The sequence below is a fragment of the Pseudomonadota bacterium genome, from assembly GCA_016719885.1.
Lineage (GTDB): Bacteria > Pseudomonadota > Gammaproteobacteria.
Genome location: JADJYF010000026.1, coordinates 500,660 through 520,865, shown reverse-complemented (window position 1 = coordinate 520,865; position 20,206 = coordinate 500,660). Strand labels below are relative to the sequence as shown.

The following is a 20,206-nucleotide window of genomic DNA, read 5'->3' as shown; positions in this document are numbered from 1 at the left end:
AGCGGCGATCGGGGCGGCGAATGCAGCCCCGGCAAGCGACGGGATGGCCCACGCGCAGACGCGTGGGCGACGGACTCAGAATATGTAGTCGAGCATGGCGCGTTTGCGCGCCAGTTCGGTCTGCAGGAAGGTCAGGGCGCGCAGGGAATGCTCGTCTTCCGGCTCGCCGGCGGCGGCGATCAGTTCTTCCAGCTCCTGCACCTCTTCCTCCAGCTCCTCGCGCTCGTTATCCGAGCCCAGCAGTGGGAAAAAGGATTCGAGCTGCTTGAGCTCCTCGACGAGGTCGTTCCAACCTTCCGAATGGGTGCCGCTTCTCATGCCTGGTGACCTCCGATCGTCCACCAAATAAGTCCATTATCAGTCTTTTCGGATCCACGACCTTATGATGATCGTTTAAAACGCTGATCTTGACGGAAATAATATAGGATTGTCGGAAACGACTTCAACTCCCAAAGCTAATTGAACGCATTCGAAATGTCTGACCGATCACATTCCCTGTTCGACAACGGCCGCGTGATCGCCCACGCCACGGTCGCGCCCGAGGCCAGTCTCGCCATCCTGTCCCAGCGTGAGGTCAATGCTCTGTGCCGCGGCGGCAACCAACCTCTGCACGACCTGTTCCGCCGCTGCGCGCTGGCGGTGCTGTCCAGCGGCGCCGAGATCGACGACGTGCGCGACCTCTACGAGCGCTACCGCGATTTCGACGTCAGCCTGGTGCAGGCCGACCGTGGCCTGCGTCTGAACCTGCGCAACGCGCCGGCCACGGCCTTCGTCGGCGGGCAGATGATCCGCGGCGTGCGCGAGCACCTGTTCGCGGTGCTGCGCGACATCCTGTACATCACCCATGAACTCGAGCGCGGCGTGCAGTTCGACCTGTCGACGCCGGGCGGCATCACCGACGCGGTATTCAAGATCCTGCGCAACGCCGGCGTGCTGACGCCCGACGCGCGCAATGGCCTGGTGGTGTGCTGGGGCGGCCACTCCATCAATCGCATCGAGTACGACTACACCAAGGAAGTGGGCTATGCGCTCGGTCTGCGCGGCCTGGACGTGTGCACCGGCTGCGGTCCGGGCGCCATGAAGGGGCCGATGAAGGGCGCCACCATCGCCCATGCCAAGCAGCGTATCGGCAATGGCCGTTACATCGGCATCACCGAGCCCGGCATCATCGCCGCCGAGGCGCCCAACCCCATCGTCAACGCGCTGGTCATCATGCCGGACATGGAGAAGCGCCTGGAGGCCTTCGTGCGCCTCGCCCACGGCATCGTGGTATTTCCGGGCGGGGTCGGCACGGCCGAGGAGATCCTCTACCTGCTGGGCCTGCTCGCCCACCCCGACAACGCCGCCCAGCCGCTGCCGGTGGTGCTGACCGGGCCGCCCGAGAGCGCCGATTATTTCGCTTCGCTGGATGAATTCATTCGCTTGGTGCTGGGGCCGGAAATCGCCGACCGCTATCGCATCGTGGTCGGCGACCCGCACGCCGTGGCCGACATCCAGCAGGTCGAGATCCGCAACGTGCTGGCCTACCGCGACCAGCAGGACGACGCGCCGTATTTCAATTGGCGCATGGTCATCGACAACAGCTACCAGGCGCCGTTTGCGCCGACCCATGGCAACATCGAAAGCCTGGCACTGTCCCGCGACCTGCCGCGCCATACCCTGGCCTCGAACCTGCGTCGCGTGTTCTCCACCATCGTGGCGGGCAACGTGAAGGAGGCCGGCATCGCCGCCGTCGAGGCCCACGGACCGTTCAGGATCCGCGGCGAGCAGGCCATCATGACGGCGCTGGACGCGATGCTGGCGCGCTTCGTCGCCCAGCACCGCATGAAGCTGCCGGGACGGGCCTATCGGCCCTGTTACGAAATCGTGCGTTGAGGCGAATGCGCGAATCCGTCCGCGCACCGCATGGTCAATACCCGGTCATCTCCACGTAGCCCAGCCCCGCCGCCTGGCCGTCGCGCGTTACGCTCACCGCGCCTTCCCAATACTTGAAGCGGCCGCGCCATTCCTGGTCGGCGAGGCGTGGCGCGAGTTGCATATCGAGGCGGTGAGCGGGCACCTCGAGCCGCCAACCCTGGGGGTAGCGGCGCCCGCTGTGGGGGCTCGTCCACCTACCTTGGACGGTGATGCGCACGTCGTTCGCGCCGAGTGCATGTTGACGCCCCGCGCTGTCGACATAGGTGCCGGCGCTGAACGTGTCGCTGCCGCCATCGTGTTGTCGCAGGCGATAGAACATGAGGCTGGCGCCGTCGGCGAGTTGCACCGCGAACCAGTCCCAGCCCGCCTGCTGGCGCGACAGCGCGCTGGTGCTCCATTCGCGATCCAGCCACGCTTCGCCGCTGACCTCGTGCCGGCCATCGGCCAGCGTCAGCGTGCCCTGCGCCGCAAGGCGCGGTATCGAGTAGTAGTAGGACGCGTTGCCGCGCGTCGCGCTCTTGCGTGACAGTCCTTGCTCACCCTGCAGCACCACCGCGCTTTTTTCGTCGAGCACGAGATCGAGCGCCTGGCCTTGCTGCGCGGCGTGCAGATGCCAGCGGCCGTCGCCGTCGAGTGCGATACGCCAGTCATCCAGCCATACCGCCGGCGGCGTCTCCGACACGCCGGCCATGCCGGGCAGGGCGCGGCTCATGCGTTCGAAGGCGTGGAAGCGTTGGCCCTCGATGTCACTGAGCGCGAAGTGCCCGAGCAACACGCGCGGCGTGCGCCATGCCGATGCCGAGGGCGCGGTAAGCGCCGCGAGTTCGAAGCGGAACAGCGTCAGCTGAAAGCCGAAGGGGCGGCCGGTGGCATCACGCAGGTGGCCGGTGAAGTACCACCATTCCGAGCGGAAATCGGCGTGCACGGCGTGGTCGCGCGGAAACACGAATGGGCGTGGCGCCTCGGCGCGCGCGAAGCCATGGTCGTCAGCATCGGCGCTGAGCGCGGCGATGGCGCTGTCTTCGCCGCGCGCCGGTGGCGCCACCGTGCGATGTCCGCGCAGCAGGACCAGCGCCAGCGCCACGCCACGCGACCAGCAGCAGCCAGCGTGCCCTACTCATAACGCAGCGCCGTGGCCGGGTCGATGCGCACCGCGCGCTCGGCCGGGTAGACGGTGGCGGCGAGCGCTGCCAGCAAGGCGCCGCCGGCCGGCATCAGCAGCGCGCGCACATCGAGACTGAGCTGCATGCTCCAGCCGAACGAGCGGATGTTGATGACGGCAATCAGGAGCTTCGCCACCAGCACGCCCAGCGGCAGCGCGAGGCAGGCGGCGAGCACGGCAATGACGGCGGTTTGCAGGTAGAGCGTGGCGCGCAGGGCGGCGGGCGACAGCCCGGTGGCCAGCAGCATGGCGTACTCGCGACCGCGCTCGAGGTGCAGGGCGAGCAGGGCGTTGAACACGCCGAGCGCGGCGATGGCGGCGGCGAACAGCGTCAGCACATGGGTGATGGCGAAGGTGCGATCGAAGACCGCCAGCGAGCGCGCTTTCAGCGTGGCGTTCGACCACGCCGCCAGGCTGCCGTCGTTCGGCAGCAGGCGCGTCAGTGTTGCTTCGAGTCTCGCGCTGTCGACCCGCGCGCGTGGATAGATGCCTATGCCATGCACGCGCTCGTCCTGCCAGTAGTGACGAAAGCGCGCGAGGCTGATGGCGACCACGCCGCTCTCGCTGCCGTAATCGCTGTAGATGCCGGCGATGCGGAACGCGCGGCGTCCACGCGGCGTCGGGATCTCGATGACATCGCCGACCTGCTTTTGCAGGTGCCAGGACAGCGGCTCGGAGATCATCGCGACGTCCTGCGTCGACCACGCCGGCCACGGCGCGACGCCGTGCAGGAACTGGAAGCCGCGTTGCGCTTCGACGGGCAATTCATAGGCCGCGACGCGCAGTTCGCCATCGCCATCGAGCAGCCGCGCACGGCGGATCTTCGACACCGTCGCGATTTCCGGCAGCCGTGTCACGGTGGCGATGAAGCGCTCGTCGATGCGCGGCGGCGCCTGTTCGTCGAAGCCCGGCGAGATGTAGATCTCGGCGCGCAGCAGCTGGCTCAACCAGTCATCGACCGCGCCGCGAAAGCTCGCCACCATGAGGCCGACGCCGACACTGGTGGCGGTGGCCGCCATCAGCGCCGCCACCGCCATGCCGATGCGGCCCATGGAGCGCGCCGCGCCGCGCACCGCGAGGCGCAAGGGCAGCGGACGCAGGCGCGCGTGGCGATGGGCGAGCAGGCCGAGGCCGCGCTGCGTGAGCCATGGCACCAGCAGCATGGCGGCGAGGATGCAGGCGCCGAGCGCGGCGAAACCCGCGTAGAGCGAACGCGACGACAAGCCGAGCAGGGCGATGGCCAGCAGTACACAGGCAAGGCCTGCGCACGCCGCGCGCCCGAGGCCACGCGCGGCGCTGTCGGCGCTCACCGAGTAGCGCGCGGCGTGGGCCGGATCGGCGCGCAGCGCCGACCACGCCGGCAGCGCCGCGGCCAGCAGCGTGGTGATGGCCGCCAGCGCCACGCCGAGCACCGCCAGCATGACCGGGAACACCAGTTGTCCGCCGCCGGTGGCGAGGTAGTGATCACGCAAGGTCTGGCCCACCGGCGCCATCAGCGCACGCGCCAGGACATAGCCCAGCACACAACCGCATACGCCACCGAGCAGTCCGAGCGCGAGCGCTTCGGCCACGACCAGGCGCGCCAGCGCGGCGCGCGTCACGCCCAGCGCGCGCAGCCGCGCGAACAGCGACTGGCGCTGCATGACCAGGAAGGCCATGGTGTTGTAGATCATGAAGCCGCCGACCAGCAGCGCCAGCAGGCTCAGTGCATCGAGGTTGGTGTAGAAGGCGTCGGTCAGGTTGCGCGCGCCACGCGCCTGGCGTCCGGCGTCGATGATCCCGAGGTGCCGGGGCAGGGCCTGGGTGAGGCTCGCCAGCGTGGCGGCCGCGTCGGCGTCGTTGCCGGCATCGAGTTCGATGCGTGTCAGGCGCCCGGCCTTGTGCAGGCATTCCTGCGCGCTGGCGATGTCGACCAGCGCCACGTCGTCGGCCAGCCTCGACGCCACGGCATCGTTGGTGGCCAGCGTGGCGATGAGTTCCAGCACATGACCATGATCGTCGTGGCGCGCGGTGAGTCGCGCCTTGCTTTGCAGGCCCAGGCGTTGCGCGCCGTGGGCGGTCATCAACATCGCGCCCGGCGCGGTCAGGAACTTCGTCCAGCCCAGGCGACGCACATCGAGTTCGCCGCGCATGGCGAGCGCGTCGACGCCCAGCACCTGCACGGCGCGCTGGCCAGTCGCGCTGTCGACCCGCAGCGTGCCGCTGACAATGGCGGCCGGCATCATCTGTGGCGCAATGCGCCGGATCAGCGCCAGCGCACTTTCATCGAAATCGTCGCCGTCGATGGCCACCACGTAATGACTGGCGTTGCCGAACACGCTGCGCAAGGACTCGGCGAAGGCCTGACGGGCGCTGGCCTGGGTGAGCAGGATGCCGATGACGATGGCGACGCCGAGCGCGATGCCGCTGACGGCCAGCGCGCATTGCGCCGGGTGGCGCGTCAGGAAGCGCAGGCTGGCGCGCCACAACAGCATCACGGGCGGGCGCTGAGCGCGCCGTCGCGCAGTTCCAGCACGCGGTCGGCGTGGCCGAGCATCTCGTCACTGTGGGTGGCCATCAACAGCGTCGCGCCGGCCGCGCGCACGCAGCGTTCAAACAGCGCGATGACTTCGCGGCCAGTGTCGCGATCGAGATTGCCGGTCGGCTCGTCGGCGATGATCAACCGCGGACGATGGGCGATGGCGCGCGCAATGGCGGTGCGCTGCTGCTCGCCGCCGGAGATCTGATCGGGAAAGCGATCGGCCAGCGCCGCAATGGACAGTTCGTCGAGCAGTTCCGCCACGCGCGCCGCTTCGGGCAAGCCGTTGAGCTCCAGCGGCAGCGCGATGTTCTCGCGCACCGTCAGGGTCGGCAGCAGGTTGAAGGCCTGGAACACGAAGCCTAAGCGGGCGCGACGAAAGGCGGTACGTGCGCGGTCGTCCCAGGCGCTCATGTCCTCGCCTTCGAATTCGAGCCGGCCGCTGTCGGGCCGGTCCATGGCGCCGATGAGATTGAGCAGCGTGGTCTTGCCCGAGCCGCTGCGCCCCACCACCGCCACGATTTCGCCGCCGCGAAGTTCAACATTGAGGCCGCTGAGGATCGAGCTCCGCGCGCCGGCGGTGGTGTAGATGCGTGACAGGGACGTGGCGCGGAGCAGGGGCGGGGCGGTCATCGGCCAAGGTTAAGCGAGCGGCCTGTGGTCGGCAAACCCGTCACCCGGCGCGCGCCACGCGCGGAAATCACAATGTTCCACATTCGAAGTGAAGCAGTTCCGGATGGCGGTCGGAGCCGGGCGTAGAGTCGGCTCATCGTGTTTTCCTCCTCATGATTGAGCCCCGCCCCGCGCGGGGCTTTTTTTGTCCCCTCGGCCGCCAGGCCACGTTGACCGTCCCCGGGGTGATGCTCTACGGTGCAGTGCGATTCAAGGACTGCCCACCGGCGGCCGATTAGGGACAACCATGAAATTGAGCGTCGTCATCCCCGCCTACAACGAGCGGCACACCATCGGTCCGTGCCTGGTCAAGGTGATGGCGGCCTTGCCGCACGTCGAAAAGGAAGTCGTGATCGTCGATGACTGCTCGCGTGACGGCACCCGCGACTGGCTGCGCGCGCAGGTCGATGGCCTCAACGGTGACAACGCCGCCCTCGAACTCGACGCGCAGGGCGACATGAAAGTGGTGGCCGGCAACACCCGCTTCACCGTGCGCGTGCTGTATCACGACACCAATCTCGGCAAGGGCGGCGCGCTGCAGACCGGCCTCGCCGCCGCCAGCGGCGACGTGATGGTCATCCAGGACGCCGATCTCGAATACGACCCGCAGGACTGGGTGGGCATGTACGACCTCATCGCCGTGCGCCAGGTCGCCGACGTGGTCTACGGCTCGCGCTTCTACGGCCGCCCGCACCGCGCCCTGTATTTTCATCACTACATGGCCAATCGCCTGATCTCCTTCCTGTTCAACGCGCTCTACAACCAGACCCTGTCGGACATCGAGGTCTGCTACAAGATGTTCACCCGCGAGGTGTTGAACACGCTCAGGCTTTCGGCGCGCGATTTCGGCATCGAGGTGCAGTTCAGCGCGCAGTTCGCCCGCGCCAAGCGCTGGCGCATCTACGAGATGGGCATCTCCTACTACGGTCGCACCTACGACGAGGGCAAGAAGATCAACTGGAAGGACGGCGTGAAGGCGCTGTGGTACCTCGTCAAGTATCGTTTCGATCTCTAGTGCGCGGGTGAGCCGGCCGGTGGCACGTTCCGCGCTCGTCAAGAACTCGCTGCTGGCCGTACTGGGGCTGGCCGTCGGAGCCGGCTTCCTGTGGCTGGCGCTGCGCCAGGTCGATGTCGACGAGCTGCGCAGCGCCGTCGCCAGTCTCGACCCCTCGCTGATGTTGTTGTCGACACTGCTGTACTGGGTGGCGCTGTCCCTGCGTGTGTTGCGTTGGCAGCTGCTGCTGCGCGAACTCGGGCCGGCGCCGTTGCCGGCGGTGGCCGAGACCCTGGTGGTCGGCTACGCGGTCAACAACGTGTTGCCGGCGCGCCTCGGCGAAGTGGCGCGCGCCGCCTATGCCAAGCGTCGCCTCGGCATCGGACGCGCGCGCGTGTTCGGCTCCATCGTCATCGAGCGCGTGCTGGATCTCGTCGCCATCCTCGCCTGTCTCGGCGGTGGCCTGGTGGTGGTCTACTACGCGGACCACGCCGCGCGATTGCCGACCTTCGAAATGGTGGCGCTGAATGCGGGCGTCATCATCGGCGTGGCGGTGCTGGCCTTGGCGGTGCTGCGCGCCGGCAATCTCGGCCGCCTGCGCATCCCGGCGCAGGTGATGACCTTATGCCACGATTTCAGCGCCGGCGTTGCCAGCCTCAATCGTCGCTCGGCGCTGCTCGCGGTGTTGCTGAGCGCGATCATCTGGTCGTTCGAAGTGGCGGCGCTGGTACAGGCTTTCCGCGCGCTCGCGGTACACCTCGAACTCGGCCAGGCCATGCTGGTGATGGGGATCGCCTCGCTCAGCACGCTGGTGCCGACCGCGCCCGGCTATCTCGGCACCTATCAACTGGTGTTCGCCATCGCCATGCGCGCCTTCCAACTGCCGGAATCCTCCGGCATCGTCGCCGCCGGCGCGGTGCAGGCCTGCCTGTTCGGCTCGGTGACGGTGGTGGGTGCGGCCATCCTCGCGCTGCGCTCGGCGCGCAAGGTGTTCAGCGGCGTCGCGCGCGTCAGGTCGGCGTAGGGGCGCGCGCAATCCGCGTTGAATCGTGGAGCTGGGTGTCGACTCAAGTCTGACCCAAGGTGCTTGCCCGCGAGTCGTGCCGGCTTCAGCTCTGCATCCTGTCTGTGGGTCAGACTTCAGTCTGACATTCGACCAACCGCTTCGATGGCTCTCCCCAGCCTTTCAATCCTTCAGCGAAAACGGCGTGAAGTCCGTGCGCTGGTCGAAGTAGTCCTCGTTCTCGGCGCGCTTGAGATGGTTCACCACCAGGTAGGTGATGGGCGTCATCAGCACTTCGACCGAGATCTTGAACAGGAAGTTGAACAGCAGCACGGTCATGAGACTGTCGGTGGCCCAGATGCCGTAGAAGGCGATGGGATAGAACACGATGCTGTCGACGCCCTGGCCGAGCACGGTGGAGCCGATGGTGCGTGTCCACAGCCAGCGACCGGCCGTCCACACTTTCATGCGCGCCAGCACGTACGCGTTGACGAAGTCGCCAATCCAGAACGCGACGATGGACGCCACCACGATGCGCCAGGTGCCGCCGAATACCACTTCGAGCGCCGGCTGCAGCACGGCGTTGAAAGGCTCCTCGCTGGCGGGCGGCAGATTGATCACGACCTGCGACATGACGGTGGCGAAGATCATCGCGCCGAAGCCCGCCCAGATGACCTTGCGCGCACGGGCGAAGCCGTACACCTCGGTGAGGATGTCGCCGAAGATGTAGCTGATGGGGAAGAACATGTTGCCCGAGCCGAACACCAGGCGCTCGCCGGTGAAGGGGATGGCGAACGGCAGATCGATGGCGCAGACCTTGGCCGGGCCGATGAGATTCGAACACAGCAGCACGGCGACGAAGCCCGCCATCAGCATGTCGTAATAGCGGTAGTGACGGCCGCTCATCGAGCGCCGGTGCGCAGCGATTTCAAGCTGGCGCGGATGGCGGGAAAGCTCTCGGTCGCGTGCTCTATGGCGTCGGTGTAGTGCACCACGTAGTAGTAGCCGTGCATTTCACCGCAGCTCAATACGCCGGTCAGGGTGCGGCCGTTGCGGTTGCCGGTCCAGCGCACGCGGCGCAGCTCGCTGGCGCCCAATGCCAGCGGCGTACCCATGTCGACGGCGAAGAACTGTTGATGTTCACGACGGATCTCGTCGAGGAACAGGCGGATGCACTGGCTGTCGCTCAAGGCACCGAGGCGATGGCGGATTTCGCTCGCGGGCATGGTGGTGATCATGAGCCGCAGCGGCTGCTTGAGATTGGCCGGCAGCCATGCGTAGGTGTTGCCGCTGGCGGCGCGAGCGACCGGCGCGGCGCGCAGGCTCGGCGGTGGCGTCAGCGTGAAGGGCGCATCATCGGCGGCGTGGGCCGTCGCGACCAACAGGCTGAGCCACAGGCCGACCAGGCAGCGCGCGCGCTCAGCCACGCGCCGCATTGTCACGCGCGGGGTGCAGGTAGCGGGCCTGGCGCAGTGCCGCGCGCAATGCAGCGCGGGCGATGCGGGTACGCGGACGGACGTGCTGTTCGCCGGCGTCGAGCGCCGCGCGCAGCGCATGCTTGGCGTTGACGTAATCCGGCAGGCCGTGGCGCGCGAGCAGGGATTCGAAGCGCGCAAAGGCCTCGGCATCGAAGCCGCGTCGCTGCCCTTCGTCGTCGAACAGCGGATTTTGCGGATGCAGCGTCATCAGCGGCAGGGCGCGCGGCGGCAACGGCAGGTTGGCGGCGTGGGTGCGACGACGATGCAGCAAGGCCGGCAGCAGGTGGGTGTGCGAGCCTTGCGGAGTGCGGTCGCGTGCAATGGCCTGGTAGACCTCGATGCGCGCCAGCGGCGACATCACCACGCGCGTCGGGCTGGCTTCGATCAGCAGTTGTTGCAGCGCGTGCCCGGGCGCCACCACCGACGTGCCGCAGTGGGCACGCAAGGCCTTCACCAGCGTCGCGTCACCGGTGCGTACGCAATAGTCGACGTTGGGCACGCCCAGCCCGAGATCGAACAGCGGCAGTTCGCGTTCGGTGTCGTGCAATGCCGCGGGGTCGGGCCCGAGTTCGGTCAAGGCGCTGCGCGCGGCGCCACGGCGGCCCGGCGCCAGCAGCGCGATGCCGTACTGCCAGGCGTCACTGTGGGCGGACGGCGCTTCGTAGGCGCAGGCCACTTCATCGCCCGTGAGTTCTATGGCCAGCGCGCCGCGCGCACTGCGCGCGGCGAGGCTGCGATGGTCACGGCTGAAGACCGCGCCGGGCTCGTGGAATTCGGCGAGCGCGCCCAAGCAGCCGATGCTGGCGGCGGCGCGGTGATCGTGAAGCTGGGAGTAGAGGAGATCGAGCAGCGCGGAGCTGCCCAAGGGCGGCGTCATGGATGAATGGCCTGCCGTCATGCGCCCGATTGTCCTACAAAGAATAACGGCTTGTCATGGGGCCGCCTGGGCATCGTGGGTCAGGCTTCAGCTTGATGTCGGGCGCCGCAGTGAGTGCTGGAATGACCGACTGAAGTCGGACCCACACACCCATCGATTCCGCGATTCATATCGTGGCCGGTTTGGCCCACGGCAACTCATCCGCCGTCAAGGTCTCCCGCGCCAGCAGTTTCTCCGCGCCTGCGTCCAGCAGCGCGCGCCGTTCGTCGAGGATCGCTGTCGCCCGCGTACTGGCCTCGTCGACCAGCGCGCGTACCGCCTGGTCAATCTCGCGCGCGGTCGCTTCGCTGTGTTCGCGCAGCATCGGGCCGCCGCTGAAACCGCCGCCGAGGAAATGCTCCTTGCCTTCGTCGTACACCACCTGGCCTATGTCGCTGGCCATGCCGTAGCGCATCACCATGTGGCGCGCGATCTCGGTGATCTTGTCGAGGTCGTCGGCGGCGCCGGTCGAGATCTCGCCCAGCACCAGCGCCTCCGCGGCGCGCCCGCCCATCAGCACCGCCATCTTGTCTTTCAGCGACTGGCGCGACATCAGGAAGCGTTCCTCGGTCGGGCGCTGTATGGTGTAGCCGAGCGCGCCGATGCCGCGCGGAATGATCGAAATCTTGTGCACCGGGTCCATGCCCGGCAGGCTCGCCGCCACCAGCGCATGGCCCATCTCGTGGTAGGCGACGGTGCGGCGTTCCTCGGCATTCAACAGCCGTGAGCGTTTCTCGATGCCGGCCACGATGCGTTCGATGGCGTTGTTGAAATCCATCATGGTCACGGTCGCGGCGCGACGCCGGGTGGCGAGCAGCGCGGCCTCGTTGACGAGGTTGGCGAGATCGGCGCCGGTGAAGCCCGGGGTGAGGGCGGCGACCTGTTCGATGTCGACGTCGCCGTCGCGGCTGATCTTCTTGATGTGTACGTTCAGGATCTGTACCCGTCCGATCTTGTCGGGGCGGTCGACCAGGATCTGCCGATCGAAACGCCCCGCGCGCAGCAGCGCCGGGTCCAGGATCTCGGGGCGATTGGTGGCGGCCAGCAGCACGATGCCGGTACTGGGGTCGAAGCCGTCGAGCTCGGTGAGCAACTGGTTCAAGGTCTGTTCCTTTTCATCGTGGCCGCCGAATTGGCCGGCGCCGCGCGCGCGGCCCAGCGCGTCGAGTTCGTCGATGAAGATGATGGCGGGCGCGGTCTGGCGCGCCTGTTCGAACAGGTCACGCACGCGCGCCGCGCCGACGCCGACGAACATCTCGACGAACTCCGAGCCCGAAATGGAAAAGAACGGCACGCCGGCCTGGCCCGCCACCGCACGTGCCAGCAAGGTCTTGCCGGTGCCGGGCGGGCCGACCAGCAACACGCCCTTGGGAATGCGCGCGCCTAGGCGGCCGTATTCGGCCGGCGATTTCAGGAAGTCCACCACTTCGCGCAGTTCGAGCTTGGCCTCGTCGACGCCGGCGACGTCGTCGAAACTGACGCCCGTGGCGGTTTCGACATAGACCTTGGCGTGGGACTTGCCGAGCGACATCAAGCCGCCCATGCCCTGCTTCTCGGCCATGCGCCGGATGAGGAACATCCACACCACCACGAAGAACACCGTCGGCAGCAGCCAGCCCATCAGGTCACGCAGCCAGTTCGATTCCACCACGCCCGTGAACTTGACGCCGTAGCGCGCCAGGTGCTCGGCGAACGACGGCTCGACGCGGGTCGTGATGAAGCGTTCGCGGCCGTCGGCCAGCGGCTGCTTGAGGCGCCCTTCGAGGTACTGGTCGCGGATCTGCACCTCGGCGATGCGCTGGTCGCGCAGGTATTTCTCGAACTCGCTGTAGGGCAGGGGCTCGACCTGCGAGTACTCGACCCACCACGCGTGGAAGCTCACCACCAGCATGACGGCGAACAAGGCATAGCTGAGATTGATTTGATGGGTTTTGTGCATGGTGAAAGCCAGCCTGTAGGTGCGAATTCATTCGCACATTCGTGCCTAGGATATCCTGCGCCGCCCGCCAATGAATGCGCGAATGAATTCGCACCTACACAGCCACGGAACGCTCGGATAGCATCGCCAGTTTGCCGAATCGAGAGGAACCGCCATGCGCGCCGCCGTCATGCGTCACAACCGTTTGCAGGTCGAAGACCTGCCGATGCCCGAGCCCGGTCGCGGCGAGGTGCTGGTCAAGACCCTGGCCTGCGGCATCTGCGGCTCCGATCTGCATGCCTTGAAGCACACCCGTGAACTGGTGGAAGGCGCGGCGCGATCCGGCGGGCCGTTCATCATGGACCTCGAGCGCGAGGTGGTGATGGGCCACGAGTTCTGCGCGGAGGTCGTCGACTATGGCCCCGACACGCCGGTCAGCGTCGCGCGTGGCGCGCGGGTGTGCGCGATGCCGGTCCTGATCCGCGGCAGCCAGCTCGCGACCATCGGCTATTCCAACGATCACCCCGGCGGCTACGGCGAGTACATGCGCCTCGCCGCGCCTTTCCTGCTGCCGGTGCCGAATGGCCTCGCGACCGCGCACGCGGCGCTTACCGAGCCGATGGCGGTGGGTGTGCACGCGGTCGCCAAGGCGCGCCTGGAACGCGACGACGTGCCGCTCGTGATCGGCTGCGGGCCGGTCGGGCTGGCGGTCATCGCCGCGCTCAAGCTGGCCGGCGTGGCGCCCATCGTCGCCGCTGATTTCTCCGCGCGGCGGCGCGAACTGGCGCTCGCCATGGGCGCCGACGTGGTGGTCGACCCCGCGGTGGCTTCGCCCTACACCAGCTGGCGCGAGGCGGCGGTATGGCGCGATGCCGACCGCGCGCCGAAATTGCCGCCGTGGATGCCGGGCCCGGCCCTGCGGCCGGCGGTGATCTTCGAGTGCGTGGGCGTGCCGGGCGTCATCGAACAGATCATGGTGGGCGCGGTGAGCGGGGCGCGTATCGTGGTGGTGGGCGTGTGCATGCAGCGCGACAGCTTCGAGCCGATGTTCGGCATCAACAAGGAATTGAACGTGCAGTTCGTGCTCGGTTACAGCGGCGACGAATTCGCCGCGACCCTGCGCCACATCGCCGAAGGCGAGTTGCCGGTCGCTCCCCTCATCACCGGCACGGTCGGCGTCGAGGGCGTGGCCGATGCCTTCGCGGCGCTCGCGTCGCCCGACACCCACGCCAAGATCCTGGTCGAGCCCTGGCATGCCTGAGCAGGTGGCGCCGCCGCCGGGCGGCGAAGGCGGCAGCTTGTACCTGCGCGTGCTGGTCGCGATCGCGGCCGGCGCGTTGTTGGGGCATTTCTACCCGCAGCAGGCGGTGGCCCTGAAGCCGCTCGGCGATGGCTTCATTGCGCTGGTGAAAATGCTGATCGGCCCGATCGTGTTCTGCACCGTGGTGCTGGGCATTGCCGGTTCGGGCGACATGCGCAAGGTTGGCCGCGTCGGTGCGCGCGCGCTGATCTATTTTGAGGTGGTGTCGACCGCGGCCCTGGCGCTGGGCCTCGTCGTCATGCACGTGCTGCGTCCCGGCCACGGCTTTCACATCGACCCGGCGACGCTCGACGCCCAGGCGGTGACGCGCTACAGCCAGGCGGCCTCCGAACAGAGCGCGACCGATTTCGTCTTGCACATCATTCCGCGCACTTTCGTCGACGCCTTCACCGGCAATGGCGACCTGTTGCAGGTGTTGCTGCTGGCGCTGCTGTTCGGCGCGGCGCTGCTCAAGATTGGACCGGCGCGCGACACCCTGCAGCCCGTGATCGCCGCCGTGTCGCAGGCCCTGTTCGCCATCATGAACATCATCATGAAGCTCGCGCCGCTCGGTGCGGCCGGCGCCATGGCCTTCACGGTCGGCAATTACGGCATCGCCGCGTTGAAACCGCTGGCGGCGTTGATGGGCAGTTTCTATCTCACCTGTATCGTGTTCGTGGTGGGCGTGCTGGGCGCCATTGCTGCCGCCACCGGCTTCAACATCGTGCGTTTCGTGGTCTACATCAAGGACGAACTGCTGACGGTGCTCGGCACTTCATCCTCGGAGGCGGCGCTGGTGCCGCTCATGAACAAGCTCGAAGGCCTCGGCTGCGAGCGCTCGGTGGTGGGCCTGGTGGTGCCGTCCGGCTATTCGTTCAATCTCGACGGCACCAATATCTACCTCACCATGGCCGCCCTGTTCGTCGCGCAGGCGCTGGACATCGACTTGACGCTACGTGAAGAGCTGACCTTGCTGGGCGTGGCGATGCTGACCTCCAAGGGCGCCTCGGGCGTGACCGGCGCGGGCTTCATCACCCTCGCCGCGACGCTCGCGGTGGTGCCCGGCATTCCGGTGGCGGGCCTTGCCCTGATCCTCGGCATCGATCGCTTCATGTCCGAGGCGCGCGCCCTGACCAATTTCATCGGCAACGGCGTGGCGACGGTGGTGGTGGCGCGCTGGGAAGGCGCGCTGGACAGACCGCGCATGCAGGCGGTGCTGCGCGGCGCCGGCTGAAGCACGCCAGGCCGGGTTGGCGCTTGGCACGGCCGCGCCAGCGATGCCATGATCCGCGCCCCGGTCATCCGACCTCCAATTGCCTGGAACCCTCATGCAAATCGGCTCACTCATCCGCCGCGCGGCACTCTATTACGGCGACGCCACCTGCCTGACCGAAGGCACGCGTGACGTCAGCTTCCGCCAATTCGATCGCCTGACCGACATCATCGGCAACGCCCTGCTGGCGCGTGGCCTGCAGCCCGGCGATCGCGTCGGCGTGCTGCTGCCCAACAGCATCGAGTGCCTGGTGGCCTATTACGCGCTGGCCAAGGCCGGCCTGGTGCGGGTCGGACTCAATACCCGCGAAACCCTGGACAACCACCGCTACAAGTTGGCCGACAGCGGCAGCCGCGCGGTGATCCACGACGATATCGACGGGCTCGAGACCGACATCCAGATTGGCAGTGCCGAGTTCGCGGCCATGTTCGATCACAAGGACGAGCGCCCGTGCATGGTCGATCGCGCGCTCGATGCGCCGCTGCGCCTGGGGTATACCGGCGGCACCACCGGCAAGGCCAAGGCCGTGACCTTGACCACCCGTGGCGAACTGGCCGAACTGTCGGCCTTCCTCATGGATCTCGTGCCCGACCTCGAACCGGGCAACACCTTCCTGCACGCGGCGCCCATCGCCCACGCTTCGGGCGCATTCTTCCTGCCGGCCATCGCGCGCGGCGTGCGTTCGCTGGTGATGAAGAAATTCGACGCCGCCGAATTCATCGCGCTCGCCAGCCGTGAGAAGGCCAGCCACACCTTCCTGGTGCCGACCATGCTGGCCATGATCCTCGAGCAGCCCGAACTCGACGGTGCGAGTTTCAACCTGCGCAAGATCTCCTATGGCGCCTCGCCCATCGCGCCGAGCCTCTTGAGTCGCGCCGAAGCGCGCTTCGGACGCATCTTCGCGCAGTGCTACGGCCAGGCCGAGAGCCCGATGGTCATCACCTGTCTGAAACCCGAAGACCACTCCCGCGTCGGTTCCTGCGGCCGACCGTTCACCTTCGTCGAATGCGCGGTGTTCGATGACGACGACAAGGTGCTGCCGCCCGGCGAAGTGGGCGAGATCGTGTGCCGCGGCCCGCAGACCATGGCCTATTACTGGAATCGCCCGGAAGCGACCGAGCAGGCCTTCCGCAGCGGCTGGCTGCACACCGGCGATGTCGGCTACATGGACGAGGACGGTTTCTACTACCTGGTCGATCGCAAGAACGACATGCTGATCTCGGGCGGCTACAACGTCTACCCGCGCGAAGTCGAAGACGTACTGATGGCCTTCGAAGGCGTGGTGGAGGCGGCGGTGGTCGGTCTGCCCGACGAGAAATGGGGCGACATGGTGCATGCCGTGGTGGCAGGCCGGCCGGACCTCGATCTCGAAGCCTTGAACCAGTTCGCGCGCGATAAGCTCGCCAACTACAAGCGCCCCAAGGGCATTGCGCTGTGGCCGGAACTGCCCAAGAGCGCGGCCAACAAGATCCTGCGCCGCGAAGTGCGCGATCGCCTGCTGGCGGAAAAGAAGTAAGTCGCCACGGCGAGGAGGGAAGGGCGTGAGCAGCGAGCTGATCAGCCATGCCGGCGCCGCCGACTTCGAGGCGGCGGTGTTGGCGCGGTCCCGACAACAGGCGGTGCTGGTGGATTTCTGGGCGAACTGGTGTGCGCCCTGTCGACAGCTGGCGCCGGTGCTGGAAGAACTGGTGACGCGCCTGGATGGCGCGTTGGCGGTGGTCAAGGTCGACACCGATGCCGAGCAGGAGCTTGCCGCCCGTTACAGCATCCGCAGCCTGCCGACGCTGATGGTGTTTCGTCACGGTGAGGTGGTCGGCCAGGCGGTCGGCGCGCAGCCGCTGGCGGCGCTGGAACGCCTGGTCAGGCCGCACCTGGCGCGCGCCAGCGACGATGCCGTCGCCGCCGCCCACACGGCCTTGTCGGCGGGCGATGTCGAGACGGCGATCGCCGAACTCGAACGCGCCCACGCCATCGATGCCGCGGACTACCGCGTGCACTTCGCGTTGGCCGAACTCTACCTTGGCCTCGGCCGTGTCGATGACACGCGCGCCCTGCTCGCCGTGCTGCCGCCCAATCTGCAGGTCGGCAAGGATATCGAGCCATTGAACGCACGCCTCGCCCTGGCCGACGCCGCCGACGGCGATCTCGGCGATGACGAAGTCGCGACGCGCTATCGCGCCGCTGTGCGCGCCGCGGTCGGCGGGGACTTCGAACTCGCGGTCGAGGACCTGCTGGCCATGCTGCCACGTCAGCGCGCGTGGCGGGACGGCGCGGTGCGCAAGACCCTGGTCGACATATTCAACGTGCTGGGCGCCGACGAGCGGGTCAAGGGCTGGCGCACGCGCATGGCGCGTAGCTTGAACTGAACGACTCCAGCTCGTGAAGCCATGCTTTGTGGGTCAGACTTCAGTCTGACAATTCGAATTCTTGGCTTGGCGACTGAATGTCAGACTGAAGTCCGACCCACAAGTCCTTACTCCAGCATCAAGCGCGCCAGGGCATCTTTTTCCCGCGTCCCGAACCCCAACCACTGTTCGAGATAGGTATCCATGTCGCCACAGCGTTCCGCGATCGCATCGAGCCCCGACTGCAGGTATTCGCGCGGCGCGGCCATCACCGCGGCGATGGTGTCCTGGCGCGCCGCCGGCGCGAACATGTCCAGCGGTTGCCAGTCGCCATTGCTCAGGTGGTAATCCTCGAACACCACGGCGAGCGGCACGCCCACCGCCAGCAGCACGAATGCCACCAGCAGGCCGGTGCGGTCCTTGCCGCTCGCGCAGTGCACGAGGTGCGGGGCGGTGCCGTCGGCGATGATGTGATGCATGACGTCGCGGAATTCGGCCGCGTGATCGAAAGGCATGCGCGCGTAATTGGCGCACATCATCGCCGCTGCTTCGTCCGGGCCGACGCCGCGCACATTGATGGCGTGGAACAGGTCTTCGGTGCCGTTGGGATAGAAACCGCGCAGAAAGAAGCCCGGCGGCTGGTCGGATGGCACACGATCCGGCGCGCGCTGGCGTTCTTCCTCGAAGCGCAGATCGACAATCGTGCGCAGGCGCAAGGCGGCGAGGCGGGCGAGATCGTCGTCCGTCAGGCGCGACAGACCATCGGCGCGGAATGATGACACCATGGCGGGTGTTGGTGCCGTGCACGGTGGGCAGGCCGCCGAGGTCGCGCACGTTGCGCGCGCCATCGAAGCGTAGGATGCGTTGTCGATGATCGATGTCCATGCCGCGATTGTATCGTCATTCGTGTCGGTCGGACGGCAGCGTCGAAAGCCACGCGGCGCGATCGCGATACTCACACCCCCATGCAGGTAGTCATGCCATGACCATGTCGCTTCCTTCCTATCTCGGCGCCGGCGACCTGGCGCCGTGGCGAACCTTCGTCGAGCAATTGGACCGCGCCACGCCCCATCTCGGCACGCTGGCGCGCTGGGTGGAATCGCTCAAGCAGCCCAAGCGCATCCTGATCGTCGACGTGCCGGTGCGCATGGATGACGGCAGCTTCGCGCACTTCGAGGGCTACCGCGTGCAGCACAGCCTGGCACGCGGTCCGGGCAAGGGCGGCATCCGCTATCACCCGCAGGTGTCCTTGCCGGAGGTGATGGCGCTGGCGGGTTGGATGTCGGTCAAGAACGCGGCGGTCAACCTGCCCTACGGTGGCGCCAAGGGCGGGGTGCGGGTCGATCCGCGCGTCTTGTCGGCGTCCGAACTCGAGCGCCTCACGCGGCGCTATGCCAGTGAACTCAATCTCATCATCGGCCCGGACAAGGACATCCCCGCGCCCGACGTCAACACCAACGAACAGATCATGGCGTGGATGATGGACACCTATTCCATGAACCAGGGCCGCACCACCACCGGCATCGTGACCGGCAAGCCGCTCGCCATCGGCGGCAGTTTCGGGCGCCGCGACGCGACCGGGCGCGGCGTGTTCGTGGTGGCGGCGGAGGCGGGGCGTCGCGCCGGCGTGGAACTCGACGGCGCGCGGGTGGTGTTGCAAGGCTTCGGCAATGTCGGCGCCGCCGCGGCCCGCTGTTTTCACCGCGCCGGCGCGCGCGTGATCGCGGTGCAGGATCACAGCGGGCAGGTTCATGACGAGCGCGGCATCGACCCGACCTTGCTCGCGCGCCACGCGGCCGAACGCGGCGGCGTGAACGGCTTCGCCGGCGCCAGTGATATCTCCACCGAAGAATTCTGGGCGCTGGAAACCGAGTACCTGGTGCCGGCCGCCCTCGAAGGCCAGATCACCGCCGCCATCGCGGAGCGTGTACGTGCGCGCATCGTGGTCGAAGGCGCCAACGGCCCGACCACGCCGCAAGCCGACGACATCCTCGCCGAGCGTGGCGTGCTGGTGGTGCCGGACGTGATCGCCAACGCCGGAGGCGTGATCGTGAGCTACTTCGAGTGGGTGCAGGATTTCGCCAGCTATTTCTGGACCGAGGCCGAGGTCAACGAACGCCTGGACCGCATCATTCGAGATGCCTTTGTTGCCATCTGGCAGTTGGCGGGGGAGCGGGGCGTGAGCCTGCGTACTGCCACCTTCATCGTCGGCTGTACGCGCATCCTCGATGCGATGGAACTGCGCGGACTCTACCCTTGAGGCCGCGCGGCGACGCTCAACCGGCGCGGCCGCACCCGACGCGCGCGCAGGGCGACGGGGTGTCTTCGTCGTTGGCGGCGGCGGTGTCGCCGTGATGGGTGAGGGCTTCCAGCGCCGCGGCATTGGCACAGAAGGAAATGTCCTTGAGCGGCAGCTCACTGGCCAGCGCGTTGTCGCATTGCACGACCGCGACACAGCTCTCGCAGGCCGATAGCTGGGCTTTCACCGCGTCGGGCGCGGCGTTGGCGATGAAGGTCTCGTCGGCGATGCCCTGACGCTTCAGCATGCGTGCCAGGCGCAGTGCGCCGAGGCGTTCACGCAGGCGGGCACGGATGCGCGCGGTCACGCTCGAATCGGCTTGACGCATGATGGACAGCGTCATCCAGGTCATCGCCACCAGCAGCAATGCGCTGCCCACCAATCCCGCCGTGCGTAGATCCAAGACTCCAA

The 20,206-nt window shown here is 67.4% G+C and carries 18 protein-coding genes; 8 read left to right on the top strand and 10 right to left on the bottom strand.

What is annotated here, in order from left to right:
• Nucleotides 1–75: 75 nt before the first annotated feature.
• Nucleotides 76–318 carry a hypothetical protein gene (locus IPM80_22985; GenBank protein MBK8961210.1) on the bottom strand — a complete coding sequence of 81 codons (243 nt, stop codon included), beginning with the start codon at nt 316–318 and terminating at the stop codon, nt 76–78.
• A gap of 195 nt (nt 319–513) precedes the next feature.
• Between IPM80_22985 and IPM80_22980 the strand changes: the two genes are divergently transcribed.
• A complete protein-coding gene (locus IPM80_22980; protein MBK8961209.1) occupies nt 514–1,875 on the top strand; it encodes an LOG family protein in 1,362 nt (453 codons plus the stop codon).
• A 34-nt stretch (nt 1,876–1,909) separates the two neighbouring features.
• Here IPM80_22980 and IPM80_22975 read toward each other — a convergent pair whose 3' ends face one another.
• The 3 genes from IPM80_22975 to IPM80_22965 are packed head-to-tail and all read right to left on the bottom strand — an operon-like array spanning nt 1,910 to nt 6,230.
• Nucleotides 1,910–3,001 carry a carotenoid 1,2-hydratase gene (locus IPM80_22975; protein ID MBK8961208.1) on the bottom strand — a complete coding sequence of 364 codons (1,092 nt, stop codon included), beginning with the start codon at nt 2,999–3,001 and terminating at the stop codon, nt 1,910–1,912.
• A gap of 29 nt (nt 3,002–3,030) precedes the next feature.
• Complete coding sequence (locus tag IPM80_22970; GenBank protein MBK8961207.1) at nt 3,031–5,556, bottom strand: FtsX-like permease family protein; 2,526 nt, start codon at nt 5,554–5,556, stop codon at nt 3,031–3,033.
• A complete protein-coding gene (locus IPM80_22965) occupies nt 5,553–6,230 on the bottom strand; it encodes an ABC transporter ATP-binding protein (GenBank protein MBK8961206.1) in 678 nt (225 codons plus the stop codon). Before IPM80_22965 ends, IPM80_22970 begins: the two co-directional genes overlap by 4 nt.
• 286 nt (nt 6,231–6,516) lie before the next feature.
• Here IPM80_22965 and IPM80_22960 point away from each other — a divergent pair, with 286 nt between their 5' ends.
• Entirely contained in the window at nt 6,517–7,284 is a 768-nt protein-coding gene (locus tag IPM80_22960; protein MBK8961205.1) for a glycosyltransferase family 2 protein, read from the top strand.
• A gap of 19 nt (nt 7,285–7,303) precedes the next feature.
• Complete coding sequence (locus IPM80_22955) at nt 7,304–8,287, top strand: flippase-like domain-containing protein (GenBank protein ID MBK8961204.1); 984 nt, start codon at nt 7,304–7,306, stop codon at nt 8,285–8,287.
• A 162-nt stretch (nt 8,288–8,449) separates the two neighbouring features.
• Here IPM80_22955 and IPM80_22950 read toward each other — a convergent pair whose 3' ends face one another.
• From IPM80_22950 to ftsH, 4 genes are all read right to left on the bottom strand, one after another.
• Nucleotides 8,450–9,172, bottom strand: coding sequence for a queuosine precursor transporter (locus IPM80_22950; protein MBK8961203.1), 723 nt, complete (start codon nt 9,170–9,172; stop codon nt 8,450–8,452).
• Nucleotides 9,169–9,693, bottom strand: coding sequence for a hypothetical protein (locus IPM80_22945; GenBank protein ID MBK8961202.1), 525 nt, complete (start codon nt 9,691–9,693; stop codon nt 9,169–9,171). The genes IPM80_22950 and IPM80_22945 overlap by 4 nt, the downstream gene beginning before the upstream one ends.
• Entirely contained in the window at nt 9,686–10,621 is a 936-nt protein-coding gene (locus IPM80_22940) for a hypothetical protein (protein ID MBK8961201.1), read from the bottom strand. The genes IPM80_22945 and IPM80_22940 overlap by 8 nt, the downstream gene beginning before the upstream one ends.
• 166 nt (nt 10,622–10,787) lie before the next feature.
• On the bottom strand, nt 10,788–12,599 hold the full coding sequence (gene ftsH / locus IPM80_22935) for an ATP-dependent zinc metalloprotease FtsH (GenBank protein ID MBK8961200.1): 1,812 nt from the start codon (nt 12,597–12,599) through the stop codon (nt 10,788–10,790).
• Nucleotides 12,600–12,753: 154 nt separating this feature from the next.
• Here ftsH and IPM80_22930 point away from each other — a divergent pair, with 154 nt between their 5' ends.
• The 4 genes from IPM80_22930 to trxA all read left to right on the top strand — a co-directional run bounded on the left by IPM80_22930 (nt 12,754) and on the right by trxA (nt 17,517).
• Nucleotides 12,754–13,839: a zinc-binding dehydrogenase gene (locus IPM80_22930; GenBank protein ID MBK8961199.1), complete on the top strand. Its 1,086-nt coding sequence runs from the start codon at nt 12,754–12,756 to the stop codon at nt 13,837–13,839.
• Nucleotides 13,832–15,112 (top strand): C4-dicarboxylate transporter DctA, encoded by a 1,281-nt coding sequence (gene dctA / locus IPM80_22925; protein ID MBK8961198.1) that lies wholly within the window; start codon nt 13,832–13,834, stop codon nt 15,110–15,112. The genes IPM80_22930 and dctA overlap by 8 nt, the downstream gene beginning before the upstream one ends.
• Before the next feature lie 94 nt (nt 15,113–15,206).
• Nucleotides 15,207–16,667, top strand: coding sequence for an AMP-binding protein (locus tag IPM80_22920; GenBank protein ID MBK8961197.1), 1,461 nt, complete (start codon nt 15,207–15,209; stop codon nt 16,665–16,667).
• 25 nt (nt 16,668–16,692) lie between these two features.
• Complete coding sequence (trxA, locus tag IPM80_22915) at nt 16,693–17,517, top strand: thioredoxin (protein ID MBK8961196.1); 825 nt, start codon at nt 16,693–16,695, stop codon at nt 17,515–17,517.
• Nucleotides 17,518–17,624: 107 nt separating this feature from the next.
• Here trxA and IPM80_22910 read toward each other — a convergent pair whose 3' ends face one another.
• Complete coding sequence (locus tag IPM80_22910; protein ID MBK8961195.1) at nt 17,625–18,281, bottom strand: tyrosine-protein phosphatase; 657 nt, start codon at nt 18,279–18,281, stop codon at nt 17,625–17,627.
• Nucleotides 18,282–18,478: 197 nt separating this feature from the next.
• Here IPM80_22910 and IPM80_22905 point away from each other — a divergent pair, with 197 nt between their 5' ends.
• The gene (locus tag IPM80_22905; protein ID MBK8961194.1) at nt 18,479–19,756 is read left to right on the top strand and encodes a Glu/Leu/Phe/Val dehydrogenase; all 1,278 of its coding nucleotides are present in this window, start codon (nt 18,479–18,481) and stop codon (nt 19,754–19,756) included.
• A 16-nt stretch (nt 19,757–19,772) separates the two neighbouring features.
• On the opposite strand, the gene IPM80_22900 is transcribed toward IPM80_22905, so the two are convergent.
• Nucleotides 19,773–20,198, bottom strand: a complete 426-nt coding sequence (locus IPM80_22900) for a hypothetical protein (protein MBK8961193.1) — start codon at nt 20,196–20,198, stop codon at nt 19,773–19,775.
• Between the last annotated feature and the right edge of the window lie 8 nt (nt 20,199–20,206).

Coding starts and splice junctions, on each gene's coding strand:
- IPM80_22985 (MBK8961210.1), bottom strand. CDS start 318: ATGAGAAGCGGCACCCATTCGGAAGGTTGGAACGACCTCGTCGAGGAG.
- IPM80_22965 (MBK8961206.1), bottom strand. CDS start 6,230: ATGACCGCCCCGCCCCTGCTCCGCGCCACGTCCCTGTCACGCATCTAC.
- IPM80_22960 (MBK8961205.1), top strand. CDS start 6,517: ATGAAATTGAGCGTCGTCATCCCCGCCTACAACGAGCGGCACACCATC.
- IPM80_22950 (MBK8961203.1), bottom strand. CDS start 9,172: ATGAGCGGCCGTCACTACCGCTATTACGACATGCTGATGGCGGGCTTC.
- IPM80_22940 (MBK8961201.1), bottom strand. CDS start 10,621: ATGACGCCGCCCTTGGGCAGCTCCGCGCTGCTCGATCTCCTCTACTCC.
- ftsH (MBK8961200.1), bottom strand. CDS start 12,599: ATGCACAAAACCCATCAAATCAATCTCAGCTATGCCTTGTTCGCCGTC.
- IPM80_22930 (MBK8961199.1), top strand. CDS start 12,754: ATGCGCGCCGCCGTCATGCGTCACAACCGTTTGCAGGTCGAAGACCTG.
- dctA (MBK8961198.1), top strand. CDS start 13,832: ATGCCTGAGCAGGTGGCGCCGCCGCCGGGCGGCGAAGGCGGCAGCTTG.
- IPM80_22920 (MBK8961197.1), top strand. CDS start 15,207: ATGCAAATCGGCTCACTCATCCGCCGCGCGGCACTCTATTACGGCGAC.
- IPM80_22910 (MBK8961195.1), bottom strand. CDS start 18,281: ATGGTGTCATCATTCCGCGCCGATGGTCTGTCGCGCCTGACGGACGAC.
- IPM80_22905 (MBK8961194.1), top strand. CDS start 18,479: ATGACCATGTCGCTTCCTTCCTATCTCGGCGCCGGCGACCTGGCGCCG.